General features: G+C 42.4%; 15 protein-coding genes. 2 read left to right on the top strand and 13 right to left on the bottom strand.

What is annotated here, in order from left to right:
• Positions 1 to 38: 38 nt before the first annotated feature.
• The 5 genes from CU633_RS07380 to CU633_RS07360 form a co-directional block, all read right to left on the bottom strand.
• Positions 39 to 1253: a nitrate/nitrite transporter gene (locus CU633_RS07380; protein WP_101659083.1), complete on the bottom strand. Its 1215-nt coding sequence runs from the start codon at positions 1251 to 1253 to the stop codon at positions 39 to 41.
• 23 nt (positions 1254 to 1276) lie between these two features.
• Positions 1277 to 2569 carry a NarK family nitrate/nitrite MFS transporter gene (locus CU633_RS07375; RefSeq protein ID WP_101659082.1) on the bottom strand — a complete coding sequence of 431 codons (1293 nt, stop codon included), beginning with the start codon at positions 2567 to 2569 and terminating at the stop codon, positions 1277 to 1279.
• A 237-nt stretch (positions 2570 to 2806) separates the two neighbouring features.
• Positions 2807 to 3691, bottom strand: coding sequence for a GAF domain-containing protein (locus CU633_RS07370; protein WP_101659081.1), 885 nt, complete (start codon positions 3689 to 3691; stop codon positions 2807 to 2809).
• 9 nt (positions 3692 to 3700) lie between these two features.
• Positions 3701 to 4354, bottom strand: coding sequence for a response regulator transcription factor (locus tag CU633_RS07365; RefSeq protein WP_101659080.1), 654 nt, complete (start codon positions 4352 to 4354; stop codon positions 3701 to 3703).
• 12 nt (positions 4355 to 4366) lie between these two features.
• The gene (locus CU633_RS07360; RefSeq protein ID WP_101659079.1) at positions 4367 to 5590 is read right to left on the bottom strand and encodes a sensor histidine kinase; all 1224 of its coding nucleotides are present in this window, start codon (positions 5588 to 5590) and stop codon (positions 4367 to 4369) included.
• A 286-nt stretch (positions 5591 to 5876) separates the two neighbouring features.
• Between CU633_RS07360 and CU633_RS07355 the strand changes: the two genes are divergently transcribed.
• Positions 5877 to 7529, top strand: coding sequence for a CoA-disulfide reductase (locus CU633_RS07355; protein WP_101659078.1), 1653 nt, complete (start codon positions 5877 to 5879; stop codon positions 7527 to 7529).
• A gap of 153 nt (positions 7530 to 7682) precedes the next feature.
• Here CU633_RS07355 and CU633_RS07350 read toward each other — a convergent pair whose 3' ends face one another.
• The 8 genes from CU633_RS07350 to CU633_RS07315 all read right to left on the bottom strand — a co-directional run bounded on the left by CU633_RS07350 (position 7683) and on the right by CU633_RS07315 (position 15390).
• Positions 7683 to 9482 carry a M3 family oligoendopeptidase gene (locus CU633_RS07350; protein WP_101659077.1) on the bottom strand — a complete coding sequence of 600 codons (1800 nt, stop codon included), beginning with the start codon at positions 9480 to 9482 and terminating at the stop codon, positions 7683 to 7685.
• A 149-nt stretch (positions 9483 to 9631) separates the two neighbouring features.
• Positions 9632 to 10351 carry an RNA polymerase sporulation sigma factor SigK gene (gene sigK, locus CU633_RS07345; RefSeq protein ID WP_101659076.1) on the bottom strand — a complete coding sequence of 240 codons (720 nt, stop codon included), beginning with the start codon at positions 10349 to 10351 and terminating at the stop codon, positions 9632 to 9634.
• Positions 10352 to 10971: 620 nt separating this feature from the next.
• A complete protein-coding gene (locus tag CU633_RS07340; RefSeq protein WP_101659075.1) occupies positions 10972 to 11112 on the bottom strand; it encodes a YrzI family small protein in 141 nt (46 codons plus the stop codon).
• A 376-nt stretch (positions 11113 to 11488) separates the two neighbouring features.
• The gene (locus CU633_RS07335) at positions 11489 to 11749 is read right to left on the bottom strand and encodes a YrhC family protein (RefSeq protein WP_101659074.1); all 261 of its coding nucleotides are present in this window, start codon (positions 11747 to 11749) and stop codon (positions 11489 to 11491) included.
• Positions 11750 to 11952: 203 nt separating this feature from the next.
• Positions 11953 to 13089, bottom strand: coding sequence for a bifunctional cystathionine gamma-lyase/homocysteine desulfhydrase (locus CU633_RS07330; RefSeq protein ID WP_101659073.1), 1137 nt, complete (start codon positions 13087 to 13089; stop codon positions 11953 to 11955).
• A 1-nt stretch (position 13090) separates the two neighbouring features.
• Positions 13091 to 14014: a PLP-dependent cysteine synthase family protein gene (locus CU633_RS07325; RefSeq protein WP_101659072.1), complete on the bottom strand. Its 924-nt coding sequence runs from the start codon at positions 14012 to 14014 to the stop codon at positions 13091 to 13093.
• A gap of 17 nt (positions 14015 to 14031) precedes the next feature.
• A complete protein-coding gene (mtnN, locus tag CU633_RS07320) occupies positions 14032 to 14736 on the bottom strand; it encodes a 5'-methylthioadenosine/S-adenosylhomocysteine nucleosidase (RefSeq protein ID WP_101659071.1) in 705 nt (234 codons plus the stop codon).
• Positions 14737 to 14751: 15 nt separating this feature from the next.
• Positions 14752 to 15390 carry a class I SAM-dependent methyltransferase gene (locus tag CU633_RS07315; protein ID WP_101659070.1) on the bottom strand — a complete coding sequence of 213 codons (639 nt, stop codon included), beginning with the start codon at positions 15388 to 15390 and terminating at the stop codon, positions 14752 to 14754.
• Positions 15391 to 15560: 170 nt separating this feature from the next.
• On the opposite strand from CU633_RS07315, the gene CU633_RS07310 reads away from it, so the two are divergent.
• The gene (locus tag CU633_RS07310) at positions 15561 to 15767 is read left to right on the top strand and encodes a YrzA family protein (RefSeq protein ID WP_101659069.1); all 207 of its coding nucleotides are present in this window, start codon (positions 15561 to 15563) and stop codon (positions 15765 to 15767) included.
• Positions 15768 to 15816 lie beyond the last annotated feature (49 nt).

The raw sequence follows: 15816 nt of genomic DNA, 5'->3' as shown, positions 1-15816 counted from the left end.
CAATTTTTTAAGTGAATACGATTTTGAACTGCGAAACTTTACACGGCATTGATGGTAGATACCTGTTCCTTCTTTTCACCCTTCTTCCAGGAACTCTGCAACCAAATCAGAACGGTAAGAGCAACGGCATACGTGATACCAATCCACCAGAAACCAAAGGAATAGGAACCCGTTATTTCCTTAAACGTTCCGAGAATATTGGGTAAGAAAAATCCACCGAGACCACCAGCTGCTCCGACAAATCCTGTAAAAATCCCAACTTCCTTTGGAAACCGTGTCGGTATGACCTGAAACAGTGCACCATTTGCAATGCCAAAAACCAGCATGACAGCTATAAAGAGCGTTATCATGACATAAAGTGATGGAAGAAACCCAATGAAGCCAAGCACTGCTGCTGACATGCCAAAAAGTATGACCAGCAGGTTGATTCCTCCTAACCTGTCCGCCATATATCCACCTATTGGCCTGATAAAACTGCCTGCAAACACAATGATCGTGACAATATCGCCGGCGGTTACTTTGCTAATGCCATATTGGTCAACAAAAAAAATCGCCAAGTATCCTGTTAAGCCTACAAAACCGCCGAATGATAAGCTGTAAAAAAAACTAAATATCCACGTCTCTTTCGTTTTTACAATTCCCATATATTCCGAAAGCTTTTGCGGCTTTGGAGCGTCAGGACTGTCTTTTGCAAAAATGATAAAGACGATAAAGGCTGCAGCAAGCGGAATTAGGGCAAAACCAAATACACCATGCCATCCAAATACTTCGGCAATTCGCGGTGCAAACATGGAGGCAAGCACCGTCCCGCTATTACCGGCTCCAGCGATACCCATAGCTAAACCCTGGTGTTCGGGAGGATACCATCGGCTTGCCAGTGGCAGAGCCACCGCAAAACTGGCTCCCGCTATACCAAGTAAAAAACCAAATGCTTGGATTTCAGTCAGAGAATTGCCGTAAAGCCAACCCCAGAACAGTGGAATCATTGTCAAGATCATTCCGATCGTTCCCATTCGTTTTCCACCATATCGATCCGCAAGCAGTCCCATTGGGATCCGAAGCAGCGATCCACCCAGTATAGGAATTCCCACCATTAATCCTTTTTCCGCAGGTGACAGCCCAAAGTCCTGTACGATAAATGTCGATGTTGCTCCAAGCATAACCCAGATCATAAAACTGATATCAAAATAGAGAAACGATGATATTAAAGTAGGCAGGTGGCCGCTTTTAAAAAAGCCTTTTAAATTCCCCATTAATTTCCACTCCTATCCATAAACTAGCATTTTACTTCAGCGTTTTTCCTGGAATAGTAATACCAGCAAACCCCCAGACTGATAACGTAGTAAGCGATAAAAAGATAAAGTGCCATATTTGCAGTGCCTGTAGTCGAAAGCGACCAGCTGAACACTTTTGGAATAAAAAACGCTCCATACGCGGCAATCGCCGCTGTAAAGCCCAGAACAGGCGCAGCCTGTTTCTCCTGAAATATAATTGGAATCATTCTAAAGGTAGAACCATTGGCGATGCCAGTTGTGAAGAAAAGGATAATAAACATCGTTAAGAAGCCGGTGAAATTTTTATCATTTAAAAAGTAAATGACGCCAATTGTTGCGAAAATCATCACGATAATATCCCAAAATGTTACTTTAGCTCCACCAACCTTATCGGAAATCCAGCCGCCGAACGGTCTGACGAGCGCCCCTACAAGCGGTCCGAGGAAAGCAAACTGCAGGGCATTCACTTCAGGAAATTCCGATTTAATCAAGAGCGGAAATGCCGCAGCGTACCCTATAAAGGAACCAAAGCACATTGTATAAAGCCATGTCATGATCCATGTATGCTTGTTTTTAAAAATGACCGCCTGTTCTTTAACTGATTGCTTTGCGTTCGGCAGATTATCCATTCCAAAAAAAGCGAGAACCGTTACGATCACGATTGGAATGACCCAAATAAATGCAGCATTTTGTAACCATACCTCGCCACCATTCGCCATTAATTGGGAACCGCCAGCTACACCCGCAAAAGTACCCGTAGAAATGATAATGGGAGTTATAAACTGAACTGCGCTAACCCCTAGATTTCCTATTCCGGCATTTATTCCATTTGCTGTTCCTTTCAGCTTCTTTGGGAAGAAAAAACTGATGTTTGCCATTGAAGAGGAAAAATTCCCTCCGCCAATCCCGCACAGCGCTGCCAAAATCGCCATTGTGGTAAAAGATGTTTCTGGATTTTGAACGGCCAGGCCAATTCCGATTGCGGGCAGAAGAAGTGCTGCCGTACTAATAATCGTCCAGTTTTTCCCGCCAAAAACGCCTGGCATAAACGTGAAAAATATCCTCAGTGTCGCCCCAACAAGTCCGGGAAGCGCGGCAAGCGTAAAAAGTTCACTCGAGGTAAAATTAAAGCCTATTTCATTCAGTTTTACGGCCACCGCTGACCAGATTTGCCAAACCACAAAAGCGAGGAACAGAGATGGCACTGAAATCCATAAGTTGCGCTGGGCATGCCGCTTCCCTTCCGTTTTCCAAAAAACGATATTTTCCGGGTCCCAACCAGTAATTCTTTCCAATTCCTTTCACCCTTTCTTCTTGATGGTTTAATTGTAAGGGTTTGCGGAAATCGCGAGTATCAGGGAAACACCGCTAAGCCACTTGAGAAAATACCTAATGTCATAAAGGGATTACTCAATTGTTCACAAATTGTATCACCAAGCAAATTTGTATCGAACAGGGATAAGGCACAAAAAAATATGAAGATAAACTGATTACCATATAAAAAAGCACTCAAATTGAGCGCTTTTTGGTTTCTAAATTGTCCACAGATGGTCGCTTATTAACATGCTTAAGAAGAAGTTCATTGTAAGAATCGTTTTATCATGGTCATAAACCATTTCGATACTCCCTTTTAGTGCTCTAACATCATCTGCAAGCTTGGAGAACAATTCATTGCTCAGTATAAGATGAGTGTCAGTTTCGATTTCAATTGAGAACTGTTGTTCAGACTTTCGTTCAATAATCACTTTTACAATTGCATCATTCTCCGTTAAGAAAGCACAATCAAGCAGAAATTCAAATATAGAAATAAGCTTTTGTTGAGCTTCTTCTGAAAGCAGCGTTATTCGCTGATCCAGTAAGATGATCTCGAGCTTTTCTCCTCTGTTTGCCTTTTCTTGGATAAAATAGAGGGAAAGGGCCGACTTCTGTATTTCCTTCTTTTCTTCAAGATTTGTTCTTTCCGCTCTTCGTTCTTGAGTATAAGATTGGACGATCTCGTCAGAAACTTTTTTCATATACTCGATCTCTGTAAAATCAAACTGTCTGCATGTCCGCTGACCGATTAGCAGTACGCCAATCAGCTGAGTTTGGAAAAACAAAGGTACTGCGGCTGCTGATTTTAAATCTTCGACAATTAAGATTGGGAATTCAAGAAATTCATCCTGAAGCTCTTCCGGGAAATGTGTGATGATCACTTCCCGCCTGGTTTTTAACGCCCGGCCGCAAATCCCTTTTCCGCTTCTCACAACAATGCTTGTATAACGGTTATTTAATGACCCAATTGCCAAACGCCAGCGGAACTCGAGATTAATAGGATCATAAAAAGCAATAGCAGAGAAATCAACTCCGAGTCCAGAAATTAAAGATTCAAGCTGTAAGGTTAATAATTCTTTTAAACTTACTTTTTGATTTGTCATAGTATACACCTAATTATCGAGGAGCCCTCTTTTTAATGCGAAACGGACTAAATCCCGTCTTGTCGAAAGCTGGAGCTTCTCCATTATTTTTGATTTATGCGTTTCTACGGTTCTGGGACTTATCTTGAGAAGCTCTCCAGTTTCTTTATTTGTATAACCTTTTGCGACGAGACTAAAGATTTCTTTTTCACGCTCTGATAGAAGATCAAACGAATCATTGTACTCTTCTCCTGAATCATGAAAAACATGTTCAATGACTTTCTTTTGGGCATTTGGATGAAGATACGCCTGTCCCGAGTTCACTTGCCGTATAGCCGTAACAAGCTCTTGTCCCAGTGAGGATTTTAACAAAAAACCAGATGCGCCAACTTTTAATGCTCTGAACAAGGATTGCTGGTCATCATGCATCGACAGGATTAAAACCTTAATATCAGGGAAATTTTGGATAATTTCACTGGTTGTTGGCAAACCGTCTCTTCCATTAGGCATACTCAAATCCATAATGACCACATCTGGCTGAACATGGGAAATTTTCAATAACGCTTCATTCCCTTCTGCTGCTTCTCCGACTACAACCATATCGGACTGAGCATTCAATAGCATTTGAAGTCCGTCCCGGACCACGGCATGGTCATCCACTAAAAAAATCCGAATTTTGTTCATTTTCATCACCTGTTAAATAGGAATATTTACTTGAATATGTGTACCCTTCCCAATCTCTGACACTATAGAAAAATTCCCTCCTAATATTGAGGCCCGTTCTTCCATGCTGTAAATTCCTACTCCCCGCCGGTTAGACGGGGTGAGTTCGAATCCTTTTCCAAAATCCACAATTGAGAGAGATACACTTTCGTTAAGCTTATCAACAACAATGTCAATACGCTCAGTACAGGCATACTTTGCAGCGTTAATCAATGCTTCCTGTGCTATTCGGTACAAAGCTGTTTCAATTGATGGCGGAAGCCGCTCATTGTTGCCTTTATAGGTGAAGTTAATTTGAATGCCGAACCGGTTGCCAAAATCCAGGATAAAATTTTTTAAAGTAGCAATCAGGCCGTGATCGTCGAGAGTCGAGGGGCGCAATTCCGATGATAAGTTTCGGACATCTTCGATCGTTTGGGTGATCATCGCTTGCAGTTTTTCCAGATGCAATTTGTGCTCTTCTCCATTTTCAAGAATTGATTTGATGACATCTGTTTGCAGAAGAATTCCAAATAAAGATTGCCCAATTCCGTCGTGAAGTTCTCTGGAAATAAGTTTTCTTTCTTTTTCCTGGGCCTGAAAAATCGAATGAGTGATCATTTTTTCAATCTTCTTATGCTCCTCTTTTCGCTTTTCGCTAACTTTTTGCAGGCCTATGACCGTCCCTTTTTCTTTTTCAGGAGTGATGTAGTAAGAAATTGTGGCCAGTACAGGAACAAGTGTATGATTATGATTTTTAATATATAACTCAACCGGGTTTTCCTGGTCATTCATCAAAAAACAATTGGAGACATCGCAAATTTTATTTGCCCCCGGGTAGGTGGAACAAATATCACAGAAATTGGCTACAGCGCCAATAGGTAAGCTGAGAAGCTTTCTCCCTGCTTCATTTAAACCGATAATATTTTTATCTTTGTCCAGAACGAAAATACTCTGGGTACTTGTTTTGATGACTGCTACAAGTTGTTCTTGGTGAGACCGCAATTTTCTCTCCTGAATAAAAATAACCATAAAAAAAACAGTGATGATAATTAATACGAAAAAAAACAATGGAAGTGTGTCTAAATAATGGAGGTCAACTTGGAGCATCGATATTAAGGAATAGACGATAATCAATGAAACTGCCACACTAATAAACCCATTTTTCAATAAAAACACATAATAGGATCTATGTTTTAACCAATCTCCTGAATTCATCCCACTCCCTCTTTCCTATATTTGCCGGTATAAAGTCTGCCCGCTCTTTTAAATCCAATATAAATCACTTTTCCAGTCCATCCATATGAACAATATCACAATTTTCAGCCATTTATGGAGCTATATGAATAATGTCACAATTCTTTACTATTTATTTAAGTATGCCAATCTCTGCATGCAAAGAAATGAATTAAAATTAAGTTTGGATTTCTGTCATATATGTTTTTCTCAAATCATGCTACAATACCCCTATAGGTATTAAAATAATTTATTCGGGGGATTCAGCATGTCTAAAAAAATTGTTATTGTAGGCGGCGTTGCCGGGGGTGCTTCGGCAGCAGCGAGATTGCGGAGATTGGATGAAGAATCAACGATCATACTGATTGAACGCGGGGAACATATCTCATTTGCGAATTGCGGCTTGCCATATTACATCGGTGAAAAGATCAAGGACCGGCAAAAGCTCCTTGTCCAAACACCTGAAGGAATGAGAAAGAGATTCAATTTGGATATAAGAACATTAAGTGAAGCAGTAAAAATTAATCGGAACGAGAAATCCATTTTAATCAGAAATCTTCAGACTGATGAACATTACGAGGAAAGTTACGATGTGCTTGTTCTATCACCCGGTGCCAGGCCTATCATTCCTCAAATCCCCGGCTTATCCGAAAGCCGGAATGTATTCACGTTGAGAAATATTCCGGATACCGACAAGATCAAGGAGTTTGTTGACAGGCAAAAACCTGAGCGGGCAGTCGTAGTTGGCGGTGGTTTTATTGGCCTGGAAATGGCAGAAAATCTTGCTGAACGAGGAATAAAAGTAACAATAGTGGAGATGGCAAACCAGGTAATGGCACCATTGGATTATGAAATGGCCGCCATCGTTCATAGTCATCTAAAGGAAAAGGGCGTAACACTCGTTTTAGGAGACGGAGTGAAAGCTTTTAACGATAAAGGAAACGCAATAGAACTAACCAGTGGCACCGAGGTCGCAACAGATATGACAATCTTATCAATTGGTGTAAGACCGGAAAATCAGCTGGCGTTGGATGCAGGATTAAATATTGGGGAACGGGGCGGGATTCAAGTAAACAATTACCTGCAAACCAATGACGAAAATATTTATGCCATTGGTGATGTAATAGAGGTTACGGATTATATCAATCGAAATCCGGCCATGATTCCTCTTGCAGGACCTGCAAATCGGCAAGGCCGGATTGTCGCCGATAATATTTATGGAAAAAAAATACCCTATAAAGGGACGCTGGGCACTTCGATAGCCAAGGTGTTTGATTTAAGCGTTGCAGTTACAGGCAATAACGAAAAAAGATTAAAGCAGCTGGGTATCGAATATTCAGTTGTCCATATCCACCCAAGCTCCCACGCCGGATATTATCCAGATGCTTCACCCATTGCCTTAAAGCTTGTTTTTGACAAAAAAACCGGACAAATTTACGGTGCACAGGCGGTTGGAACCGATGGGGTTGATAAGCGAATAGATGTGATCGCAACAGCGATTAAGGGGAATTTATCGGTGAATGACCTTGCTGAGTTGGAGCTTTCCTATGCTCCGCCATTTTCATCTGCAAAGGACCCCGTAAACATGGCTGGTTACATTGCATCCAACATGATGGAAGGAAGCGTTGAGACTGTCCAGTGGCATGAAATCGACGGGATCGTCGCAAATGGCGGGATATTAATCGATGTGCGTGAACCTCATGAAAGAAAAATGGGTTACGTAAACGGATCTGTAAATATCCCGCTTGGAGATATTCGCCAACATCTTAATGAGTTTCCTAAAGATGAAACGATTTATGTTTCATGCCAGGTTGGGCTGAGAGGCTATCTTGCCTCAAGGATTTTGGCAGCCAACGGCTTTGCAGTGAAGAATTTGGATGGCGGATGGAAAACATATGCATCCGGAATGGGCAGAGCTTAATAGTTAAGGTCCACCGTTAAGAGGATCATCATAAAAACAATGGACACTGGCCTCTTTTCGATAACGGTTCACACCAAATACAATAGAAAATAAATGGGTAAGAAAAATGATTCTTTCTTACCCATTTTGTCAATAGCCGCTGATTAAAACGTGTTATTTATTTTCTGTAAGCGCAAGGAATTCCTCGACATCATCGATGCACAGTTTGACAGCCTGTTCCCAGAAGCCCCTTTTTGTTAAATCCTCGTTTAAATGCTTTTGCGCCAGTTCTTCTACCGTCATTGAAGCAGTATCTTTAAGCAAATCGATATATTTCTGTTCATAGCCTCTTCCTTCTTCCAACGCCCTCGCATATATTCCCAGTGAGAATAAATAGCCAAATGTATACGGGAAATTGTAAAAAGGAATCCCGGTAATATAAAAATGCAGCTTCGAACCCCAGAAAGACGGATGATATTCTTCCAATACATCCCCGTAAGCTTCTTTTTGGGCCTGCACCATTAATTCATTCAGCCTTTCCGCACTGACTATTCCGTTCTTTCTTTCCTTGTAAAATCTTGTCTCAAACAGGAATCGTGCATGAATATTCATTAACAGGGCGACGGAACGCTGGATTTTATCTTCAAGCAGCGCCAGCTTTTCTTCTGCTGTTTTTGCATTTTTTACAGAAGCATCCGAGACGATCATTTCAGCAAAGGTTGAAGCTGTTTCAGCGACATTCATCGCATAATTGCGGTTTAATAAATGCTGGTCCCGCATCGCATACGTATGGAATCCATGGCCAAGCTCGTGGGCCAATGTCGAAACGTTCGAAGGTGTTCCGGAGTATGTCATAAAAATCCGTGACTGGCTGCTTTCAGGGAAAAAGGTATGAAAGCCTCCCGGTGCTTTGCCGGCCCGGTCTTCAGCTTCAATCCAGCGCTGTTCAAATGCCATTTTTGCATAATCAGCCATTTCCGCTCCGAACAGGCCAAATTGTTCTGTAATAAACTCCGCACCTTGCTGATACGGCATTTTTGATTTGGTTTTGCCAAGCGGGGCATCCAGGTCATACCAGCCTAGTTTTTCAAGCCCGAGCAGCTTTGCTTTGCGGTTTAGAAATTTAACGAGCGGCTCTTTATTGTCGGAAATAACCGCCCACATCGTTTCAAGTGTTTCTTTTTTCATCCTGTTTAAATCAAGCGGTTCTTTCAGGACGTCTTCCCAGCCACGCGCTTTATATACATTTAACCGGAAACCGGCAAGATGGTTAAGCGTTTTCGCAAGATAATCGGAATTCGCATTCCACGCTTTCTCCCAATTTCGGAACACTTCTTTTCTAATCGAACGGTCTGGATTTGAAAATTTATTGGCGGCCTGTCCGACTGAAAGAAGCTTTTCTTCACCGTTTTCCGTATATGGAATCTTTGTATTGCTGACGATTAAATCATACATCTGGCTCCAGCCGTGATATCCGTCGATACCAAGAAGATTAATGATCGTTTCCTCTTCCTTTGACAGCTTTTCGGCTGCCCTTTCCCTGCGCTCTGAAAGCACAAAGGCAAGGTCCTGCAAACCTTCGCTCTGCACGATTTCTTCCCATGTATCCTGATTATACGAAGTCAATTTCTGGTCGAACACTGTTAAAGCTGTCTGGAACGAGGCGCTCAATTCTGTAACCTTGACACGCAGTGCGTTTACTTTTTGATCCTCCGTATTTTGCGCCTGGAGACAGCTGACGAAAGCCCCTTCCTGGCGGATCATTTTTGCCACATTCTCAAACTCGCCAATTAATTCTGTTAGCTCCTTGCTGTCCGCTGAGCTCGTTACCGGGCTCCACAGCTTCACACGCTCGTGGAAATGGCTAATATGTTCAGCAGTCTTCCCGAGGTGGGCTGTAAATTCGTCCGAGTCGCTCCCGCCTTTAAAAAATACATCCAAATCCCATACTTCTGAATACTTCGATGTCGTCATCCGGTTACCCCCTTAAATATATACGTAACTATTATAGGCTTATTTTTTTAAAAATTCTATGAAATCAACCATAAGAAGCCTCCCATTTTCGCATGGAAAGCTTCGTTATAGTGATAAGCTTATTGTACGCACGAAAGTTATATTCGATGTTAGCTGCTGTTTTTTCGCTTTTCTTTCTCTGCCCGGTAAAATTCGTGGAACATCTTCATTAAGGCCCGTTTTTCAATTCTTGATACATAGCTCCGGGAAATACCGAGTTCTTTGGCGATTTCCCGCTGCGTTTTTTCTTTTTGCAAATCAAGGCCAAAACGGCCGACAATCACTTCTTTTTCACGATCATCGAGGACATCAATATATTCCTTTACCTTTTCAAGCTCCATATTTAATTGAATCGTATCAATAACGTCCTCGGACTCGGATTTTAAAACGTCAATCAAGGATATTTCATTGCCTTCTTTATCCTGGCCAATCGGATCGTGCAGCGAGACATCCTTTTTCGTCTTCTTCAAAGCGCGTAAGTGCATCAGTATTTCATTCTCTATACAGCGGGCCGCATAAGTTGCCAGCTTCGTCCCTTTTCCCTCTGAGTAGCTCTCGATTGCTTTAATTAAACCGATTGTCCCGATGGAAATAAGATCCTCCGCATCTTCGCCGGTATTTTCAAATTTTTTGACGATATGGGCAACTAAGCGTAAATTATGTTCAATCAGCATGTTGCGGGCATGTGCATCCCCTTTGGCCATTAATCTCAAGTATTTTCGTTCTTCAGCGGACGATAACGGTTGGGGAAATGCGTTGTTTTTAACATAGGAAACCAGAAAAATAATTTCCTTGACTAAATAACCAAGCGCTGTCAAAATTCCGGACATTTTTTCCACCCCCGCTTATAGTCTTTTGCCTATAATTAATTCCTATGAAAAGAGCGGGATGTTTGTGTCTGTCCAGAATATTTATTTTGACTTAAAAATGTTTCCTGCACCAAATGATTTGCCAATCATTAATAAATATCAGTGAAAATAGCAATATATTCTCGGTAAATTCAGTTTATCCCTGATAATAATACAGGCACCGGCCATAAGATTGGCTGGTGCCTTCGTTTTTTTACGTTTACAATTAAGCTTCCACACTTACCTCGGCTGCAATAATACAGCCAATTGCCCCGGTAATACAAAATGCGATAACGATCATGAACATGTTCCCCGCCCCTTTAGTAAGCTTATGATTTATTTAGAATGTACCATATTTTCATAGCGCATACTGTTCGGGGTTGTGAACATTTTGTTACCAATATTGACTAGCTGTTTAACTTGCGATTTTTCTTTTTCCGAAATATAAGCGTCAGCAATAAAATGTTGAGATACATAAAAATACCTCCTGCAAATTATTCTGTTAGGTGGTATCCTTCTCCACCCATAAGCAAGCTTGACGATTTTGCATGAAAAATATCATCTAAAAAACCACCTTTCTTTTCAAATTTTTGATGATTGGATTAAAACGTACGATACATGGAATATTGGCGATCTTTGTTTTTTTCCATAAGGTTTTGAACCAGTTCTTCTTGAAGCATTTGTTCGGCTGATAATTTTCGTCTCTTGATTGTTATCGTTAAAAAAAGGATGTTCAGAGTCATAGTGATGTTCACCTCCTTTATCTATCCAATCGCGCAAAAAAGCCGCAGAGAAGTACAGACTCTGCGGCCTTTTCTATGTTTAACAGGCATAAAAATGCCGCAGGGCACAATTCTCCCTGCGGCATGATAGACATTATAGAATAAATTAAGCAGTCCAATCCCCGGCGGTCGAATGTGTGATTTTCTGTATGAAGTTTTTATGAATACCTTTGCCTGTTCTGATCACTGTAATCGACCTCCTTTGCGAATTTTTGCTTACAGTGGTAATTATATCCACACTTCAACCTGTTGTAAACCCTTTTCTTAAAAATAGTTAAAAAGCCCGGAGCCGTATCTCGATTAAAAAAAAGCATAAAAAAACGCCCGCCAAGGACGTTTACTTCTTCATTAAATATTCTTCGCCTTCGTCCATTTCAGACAGCTTGCTTCGATACTGCTTTGAAACGGTAAAGAAAAAAATCGATCCGGCCAGGAAACCTGTTGAGGCAGCCATCATCATATATAAATCCCCGATCGTATTTGCCGCTGACGGGATAATTGCTCCTAAATAGAAAAAAGCGCCTACAGAGAGCAGAATCGTTCCGAACCTTTTAAAATCGACCATTTTTTCGTAAACATGCTTTGCACTGTGTTTCACTTTCCCATTCACCTGCGCTTCTTGTTTTTAAACTTACCAGATTACTTTAACATATTTGCAAGATACATAGAGGAAGTAATAAATGTCAGCTTTGCCAGCGAATGCTTAAACTCGTAAAAAAAATACCACAACCGCTCTGGTATTTTGTACTTACCTTTTAAAGAAGGCCGCCCGTAAAGGTGCGGCCTTTTCACGTTAAAAATTTATTTTTCCAATGCCTGCTGCAGATCTTCTATTAAATCTTCTGCGTCCTCCAGGCCTACAGAGATCCTTACAAGTCCGTCCGTGATCCCTAATTCTGCACGACGCTCCGCTGGAATGGATGCGTGCGTCATCCGCGCCGGCACCGAAATTAAGCTTTCAACAGCGCCAAGACTTTCGGCGAGAGTAAAATATTTCACGTTTTCAAGCAATTTATCTGCGTTTGCTTCACTGCCGACGTCAAAGGAAACCATGCCTCCAAAGCCCCTGCCTTGTTTCCTGGCGATTTCATGGTTTGGATGGCTTTCGAGACCAGGATAATACACTTTTGAGACTGCCGGATGGTCAAGAAGAAACTGGACAATTTTCGCCGTGCTCGCTTCATGCTCTTCCATGCGTACCCCCAATGTCTTTATCCCTCTCATTAATAGCCATGAATCCTGAGGCCCGAGCACGCCGCCGGTTGAATTTTGCACGAAATGGAGGTCTTGCGCCAGTTTTTCGCTGTTAACGACAACAAGCCCTGCAACAACATCGCTGTGGCCGCCGAGATATTTAGTGGCGCTGTGGAGGACAATATCGCTTCCGAGCTCAAGTGGATTCTGCCAGTATGGAGTGGAGAATGTATTATCGACAATGGTTAATAGCCCGTGTTTTTTGGCAATTTGGGCGGCACCTTCAATGTCGGTAACCTTCAGCAATGGATTTGTCGGGGTTTCAAGGTAAATGGCCTTTGTGTCTGGCTTTATTTCTTTTTCAATATTGTCTAAATTGCTTGTATCGACAAAAGTGCTGTCAATGCCAAAGCGGTTTAACACCTTTGACATCACGCGGTATGTGCCGCCGTACACATCATCAGTCAAAATGACATGATCGCCGCTGTTAAACAGCATCATCACCGCTGTAATGGCCGCCATCCCTGATCCGAACGCAAAGCCTGCGTGGCCGCCTTCAAGCTCCTTGATCAGTTCCTCCAATGCGTGCCGCGTCGGGTTACCGGTCCGGGAGTATTCAAACCCTTTGTGGCCGCCGACGCCTTCCTGCTTGTATGTGCTTACTTGATAAACCGGCACAGATACCGCGCCGGTATGCGGATCTCCGGCAATTCCGCCGTGGATTAATTGCGTTTTCCGTCTCAATTTAAATTCCTCCTTCATATATCTTTTTGCTCAAGTAGCGTTCGCTGCCGTCCGGGAAAATCACGACAATATTGGTGCCGGGCTTTGCCGTTTTTGCTTCTTCAAGCGCTGCATGCATAGCCGCGCCGGAAGAGCTGCCAACGAGAAGGCCTTCTTTCGCCGCTAATTCTTTTACTAAAAAAAACGCATCTGCATCCAAAACCGTATGGATTGCATCAAAATAGGCGGGGTCCATATAATCAGGCAAAAATTCCATGCCGATGCCTTCGGTTTTGTGCGGGCCCGCTTCGCCGCCGTTTAAAATTGATCCTTCCGGTTCAACGATTACCGTCTTCACGGATGGTTTCTTTTCCTTTAAAAAACGGGCCGTTCCCATAAACGTTCCGCCTGTCCCTGCTCCGGCTACAAAAACATCTATATGGCCATCCATTTGCTTAAATATCTCCGGACCAAGCGTTTTGTAATACGTTTCCGGGTTTGCCGGATTGCTGAATTGCTGCGGACAATATGAACCAGGAATTTCTTGAAGCAGCTGCTGCGCTTTTTGGATCGCACCCTTCATTCCATCTGCCGTTGGTGTATGGACGATTTGGGCGCCAAGCGCTTTCATCAATTCCTGTTTTTCGATGCTGAATTTTTCAGGAACACAAAAAATCACTTTGATCCCTTTATTAATCGCCGCAAGCGCAAGGCCGATTCCCGTATTTCCAGCGGTCGGTTCAATAACCGTCCCTCCGGGAGCAAGCTTGCCGCTGTCCAGTGCAGCCTTTAAAAGCTCCTGGCCAAGGCGGTCTTTGACGCTGCCGCCCGGGTTCATGAACTCAAGCTTGGCAAACAAACGAACACCGTCCGGTAACTGAAATCGGGTTAATTCCACGATTGGTGTGTTGCCGATCAGTTCGTGCACATTTTTGTAAACTTTCATTATCGTTCTTCTCCGTCCTAATGATGATTTTTTAATGAGGAGACGATTTTCATGACAAGATTGGCGGAATTCAAGGCCGCTTTTTCTAAATATTGATCAAAAGAAACATTCGACTCTTTGCCGGCAATGTCCGATAAAGAACGAATGACGACGAATGGCTTATTAAATTGATAAGCGACCTGAGCAATCGCCGCTGCTTCCATTTCGACCGCCTGCAAATCGGTAAATTTACGGCTGATTTCTTTGACCCGTTCCGGATCGCTCATAAAGGAATCACCTGTTGCGATTAATCCTGTCACAACCTGGGTGCCTTCGATTTCTTTTGCACAATCCTCAGCAAGCCTGATCAATTCGCTGTCAGCTTGAAAGGCAGCCGGCAGCTGGGGAACCTGGCCATACTCGTAGCCAAACGCCGTAACATCCACATCATGGTGGCGAACTTCTGTTGAAATCACAACGTCGCCGACATTCAAGCCGGGATTGAGGCCGCCTGCCGATCCTGTATTGATGACGAAATCAGGCTTGAATTTTTCTAAAAGAATCGATGTCGACATGGCCGCATTTACTTTTCCGATCCCGGAACGAAGCAGGATGACGTCAGCCCCGTTCATCGATCCGCTTGTAAATTCACAGCCCGCGATTGTTTCTTGCTGCCGGCCTGAAATGTTGTCGCGAAGAATCGCTACTTCTTCTTCCATTGCTCCAATAATGGCTATTTTCATCGATATACCTCTTTCTTAACGTTTTTCACCTTCCATAATCCAGACAAAATCATTGCATTTCTCAAATTTAGCTGTGAAGCCGTTCGCTTCAAGAATTTCCGTTAAAATAGGAATTGTCGTGTAGTATTCACGCTGCAAATCCTCTGCCAGATTGTGAAAACCTTTTGATACGGCATCCGCAATCGCCTCTTTATAAGCCTCTGCAGACTCGTACATTGTATCCGCAAAAACTATTTTACCACCGGGAGCGAGAAGATTACCATAGCGGGCGATCGCCTCGGCTTTTTCTTTATCTGTTAAATGGTGAAAAGCATATGTGCTGACGACCGTTTGAAACGGTTCAAGTTCAGGGAAGCTGAGGAAATCCCCGTCCAGGACAGCCACTCGCCCTGCCAGTTTTTCTTCAGCGATTTTTCTCATCGCCGGAGAAGGTTCAATTCCGGTTACTTTGAGCCCTTTTGCCAGTAATGTTTCAGTAAGGTTGCCTGTTCCAACACCAAATTCCAAAACATGCCCTTTTGAACGTGCTGCGACTTCGCCAAGAATTTGTTGATAGTTTTTAAATACCTCTTTATATTCAATGTCATGACCGCTCACACTGGAATCATAAGAACCAGCCCATTGTTCAAAAAGCTCTAAAAATTCTTTCCCCATTATAGTCACTCTCCATATGTGATAATTCCCATCAGTATAGTATGAATTAATTGAAGCTTGTTCTCAATTTACCATACTTTTTCGCGGCATGGCAACCATTAGCTTGCTAGAAAAGATTGGGCACTTTACAATGAATAAAAAGAAATCTTGTTTAACAGAAGGAGCATACGATGAGCATTCAATTTGATTTTTTAGAAGATAAAGTAGAATTTTTTGAAGCTGCAGATTTAAAAACTTTAGAAAAGAAAATCAATGAACAAATCGATATTAATAAAGCGATCATGCTTACTGTCCATTCTGTTTCCCACCAGATGCACGTAGATGACAATGGGCGGACCTTCTACTCTGCGGTTGTTCATTTTAAAGCTAAAAGATAATGTTGAAAAAGCCGGCCACTTCAATGCCGGCTTTAGTTTATAGTTAAAT

The sequence above is a fragment of the Bacillus sp. V3-13 genome (assembly GCF_002860165.1).
Taxonomy (GTDB): Bacteria; Bacillota; Bacilli; order Bacillales; family Cytobacillaceae; genus Bacillus_BJ.
This window is presented reverse-complemented; position numbering and strand designations above follow the sequence as displayed.

What these genes read in the sequence shown, in the direction of transcription:
- CU633_RS07360 (WP_101659079.1), bottom strand. Translation starts at nt 5,590, where the DNA reads ATGAATTCAGGAGATTGGTTAAAACATAGATCCTATTATGTGTTTTTA.
- CU633_RS07370 (WP_101659081.1), bottom strand. Translation starts at nt 3,691, where the DNA reads ATGACAAATCAAAAAGTAAGTTTAAAAGAATTATTAACCTTACAGCTT.
- CU633_RS07350 (WP_101659077.1), bottom strand. Translation starts at nt 9,482, where the DNA reads ATGACGACATCGAAGTATTCAGAAGTATGGGATTTGGATGTATTTTTT.
- sigK (WP_101659076.1), bottom strand. Translation starts at nt 10,351, where the DNA reads ATGTCCGGAATTTTGACAGCGCTTGGTTATTTAGTCAAGGAAATTATT.
- CU633_RS07380 (WP_101659083.1), bottom strand. Translation starts at nt 1,253, where the DNA reads ATGGGGAATTTAAAAGGCTTTTTTAAAAGCGGCCACCTGCCTACTTTA.
- mtnN (WP_101659071.1), bottom strand. Translation starts at nt 14,736, where the DNA reads ATGAAAATAGCCATTATTGGAGCAATGGAAGAAGAAGTAGCGATTCTT.
- CU633_RS07355 (WP_101659078.1), top strand. Translation starts at nt 5,877, where the DNA reads ATGTCTAAAAAAATTGTTATTGTAGGCGGCGTTGCCGGGGGTGCTTCG.
- CU633_RS07340 (WP_101659075.1), bottom strand. Translation starts at nt 11,112, where the DNA reads ATGACTCTGAACATCCTTTTTTTAACGATAACAATCAAGAGACGAAAA.
- CU633_RS07315 (WP_101659070.1), bottom strand. Translation starts at nt 15,390, where the DNA reads ATGGGGAAAGAATTTTTAGAGCTTTTTGAACAATGGGCTGGTTCTTAT.
- CU633_RS07365 (WP_101659080.1), bottom strand. Translation starts at nt 4,354, where the DNA reads ATGAACAAAATTCGGATTTTTTTAGTGGATGACCATGCCGTGGTCCGG.
- CU633_RS07310 (WP_101659069.1), top strand. Translation starts at nt 15,561, where the DNA reads ATGAGCATTCAATTTGATTTTTTAGAAGATAAAGTAGAATTTTTTGAA.
- CU633_RS07325 (WP_101659072.1), bottom strand. Translation starts at nt 14,014, where the DNA reads ATGAAAGTTTACAAAAATGTGCACGAACTGATCGGCAACACACCAATC.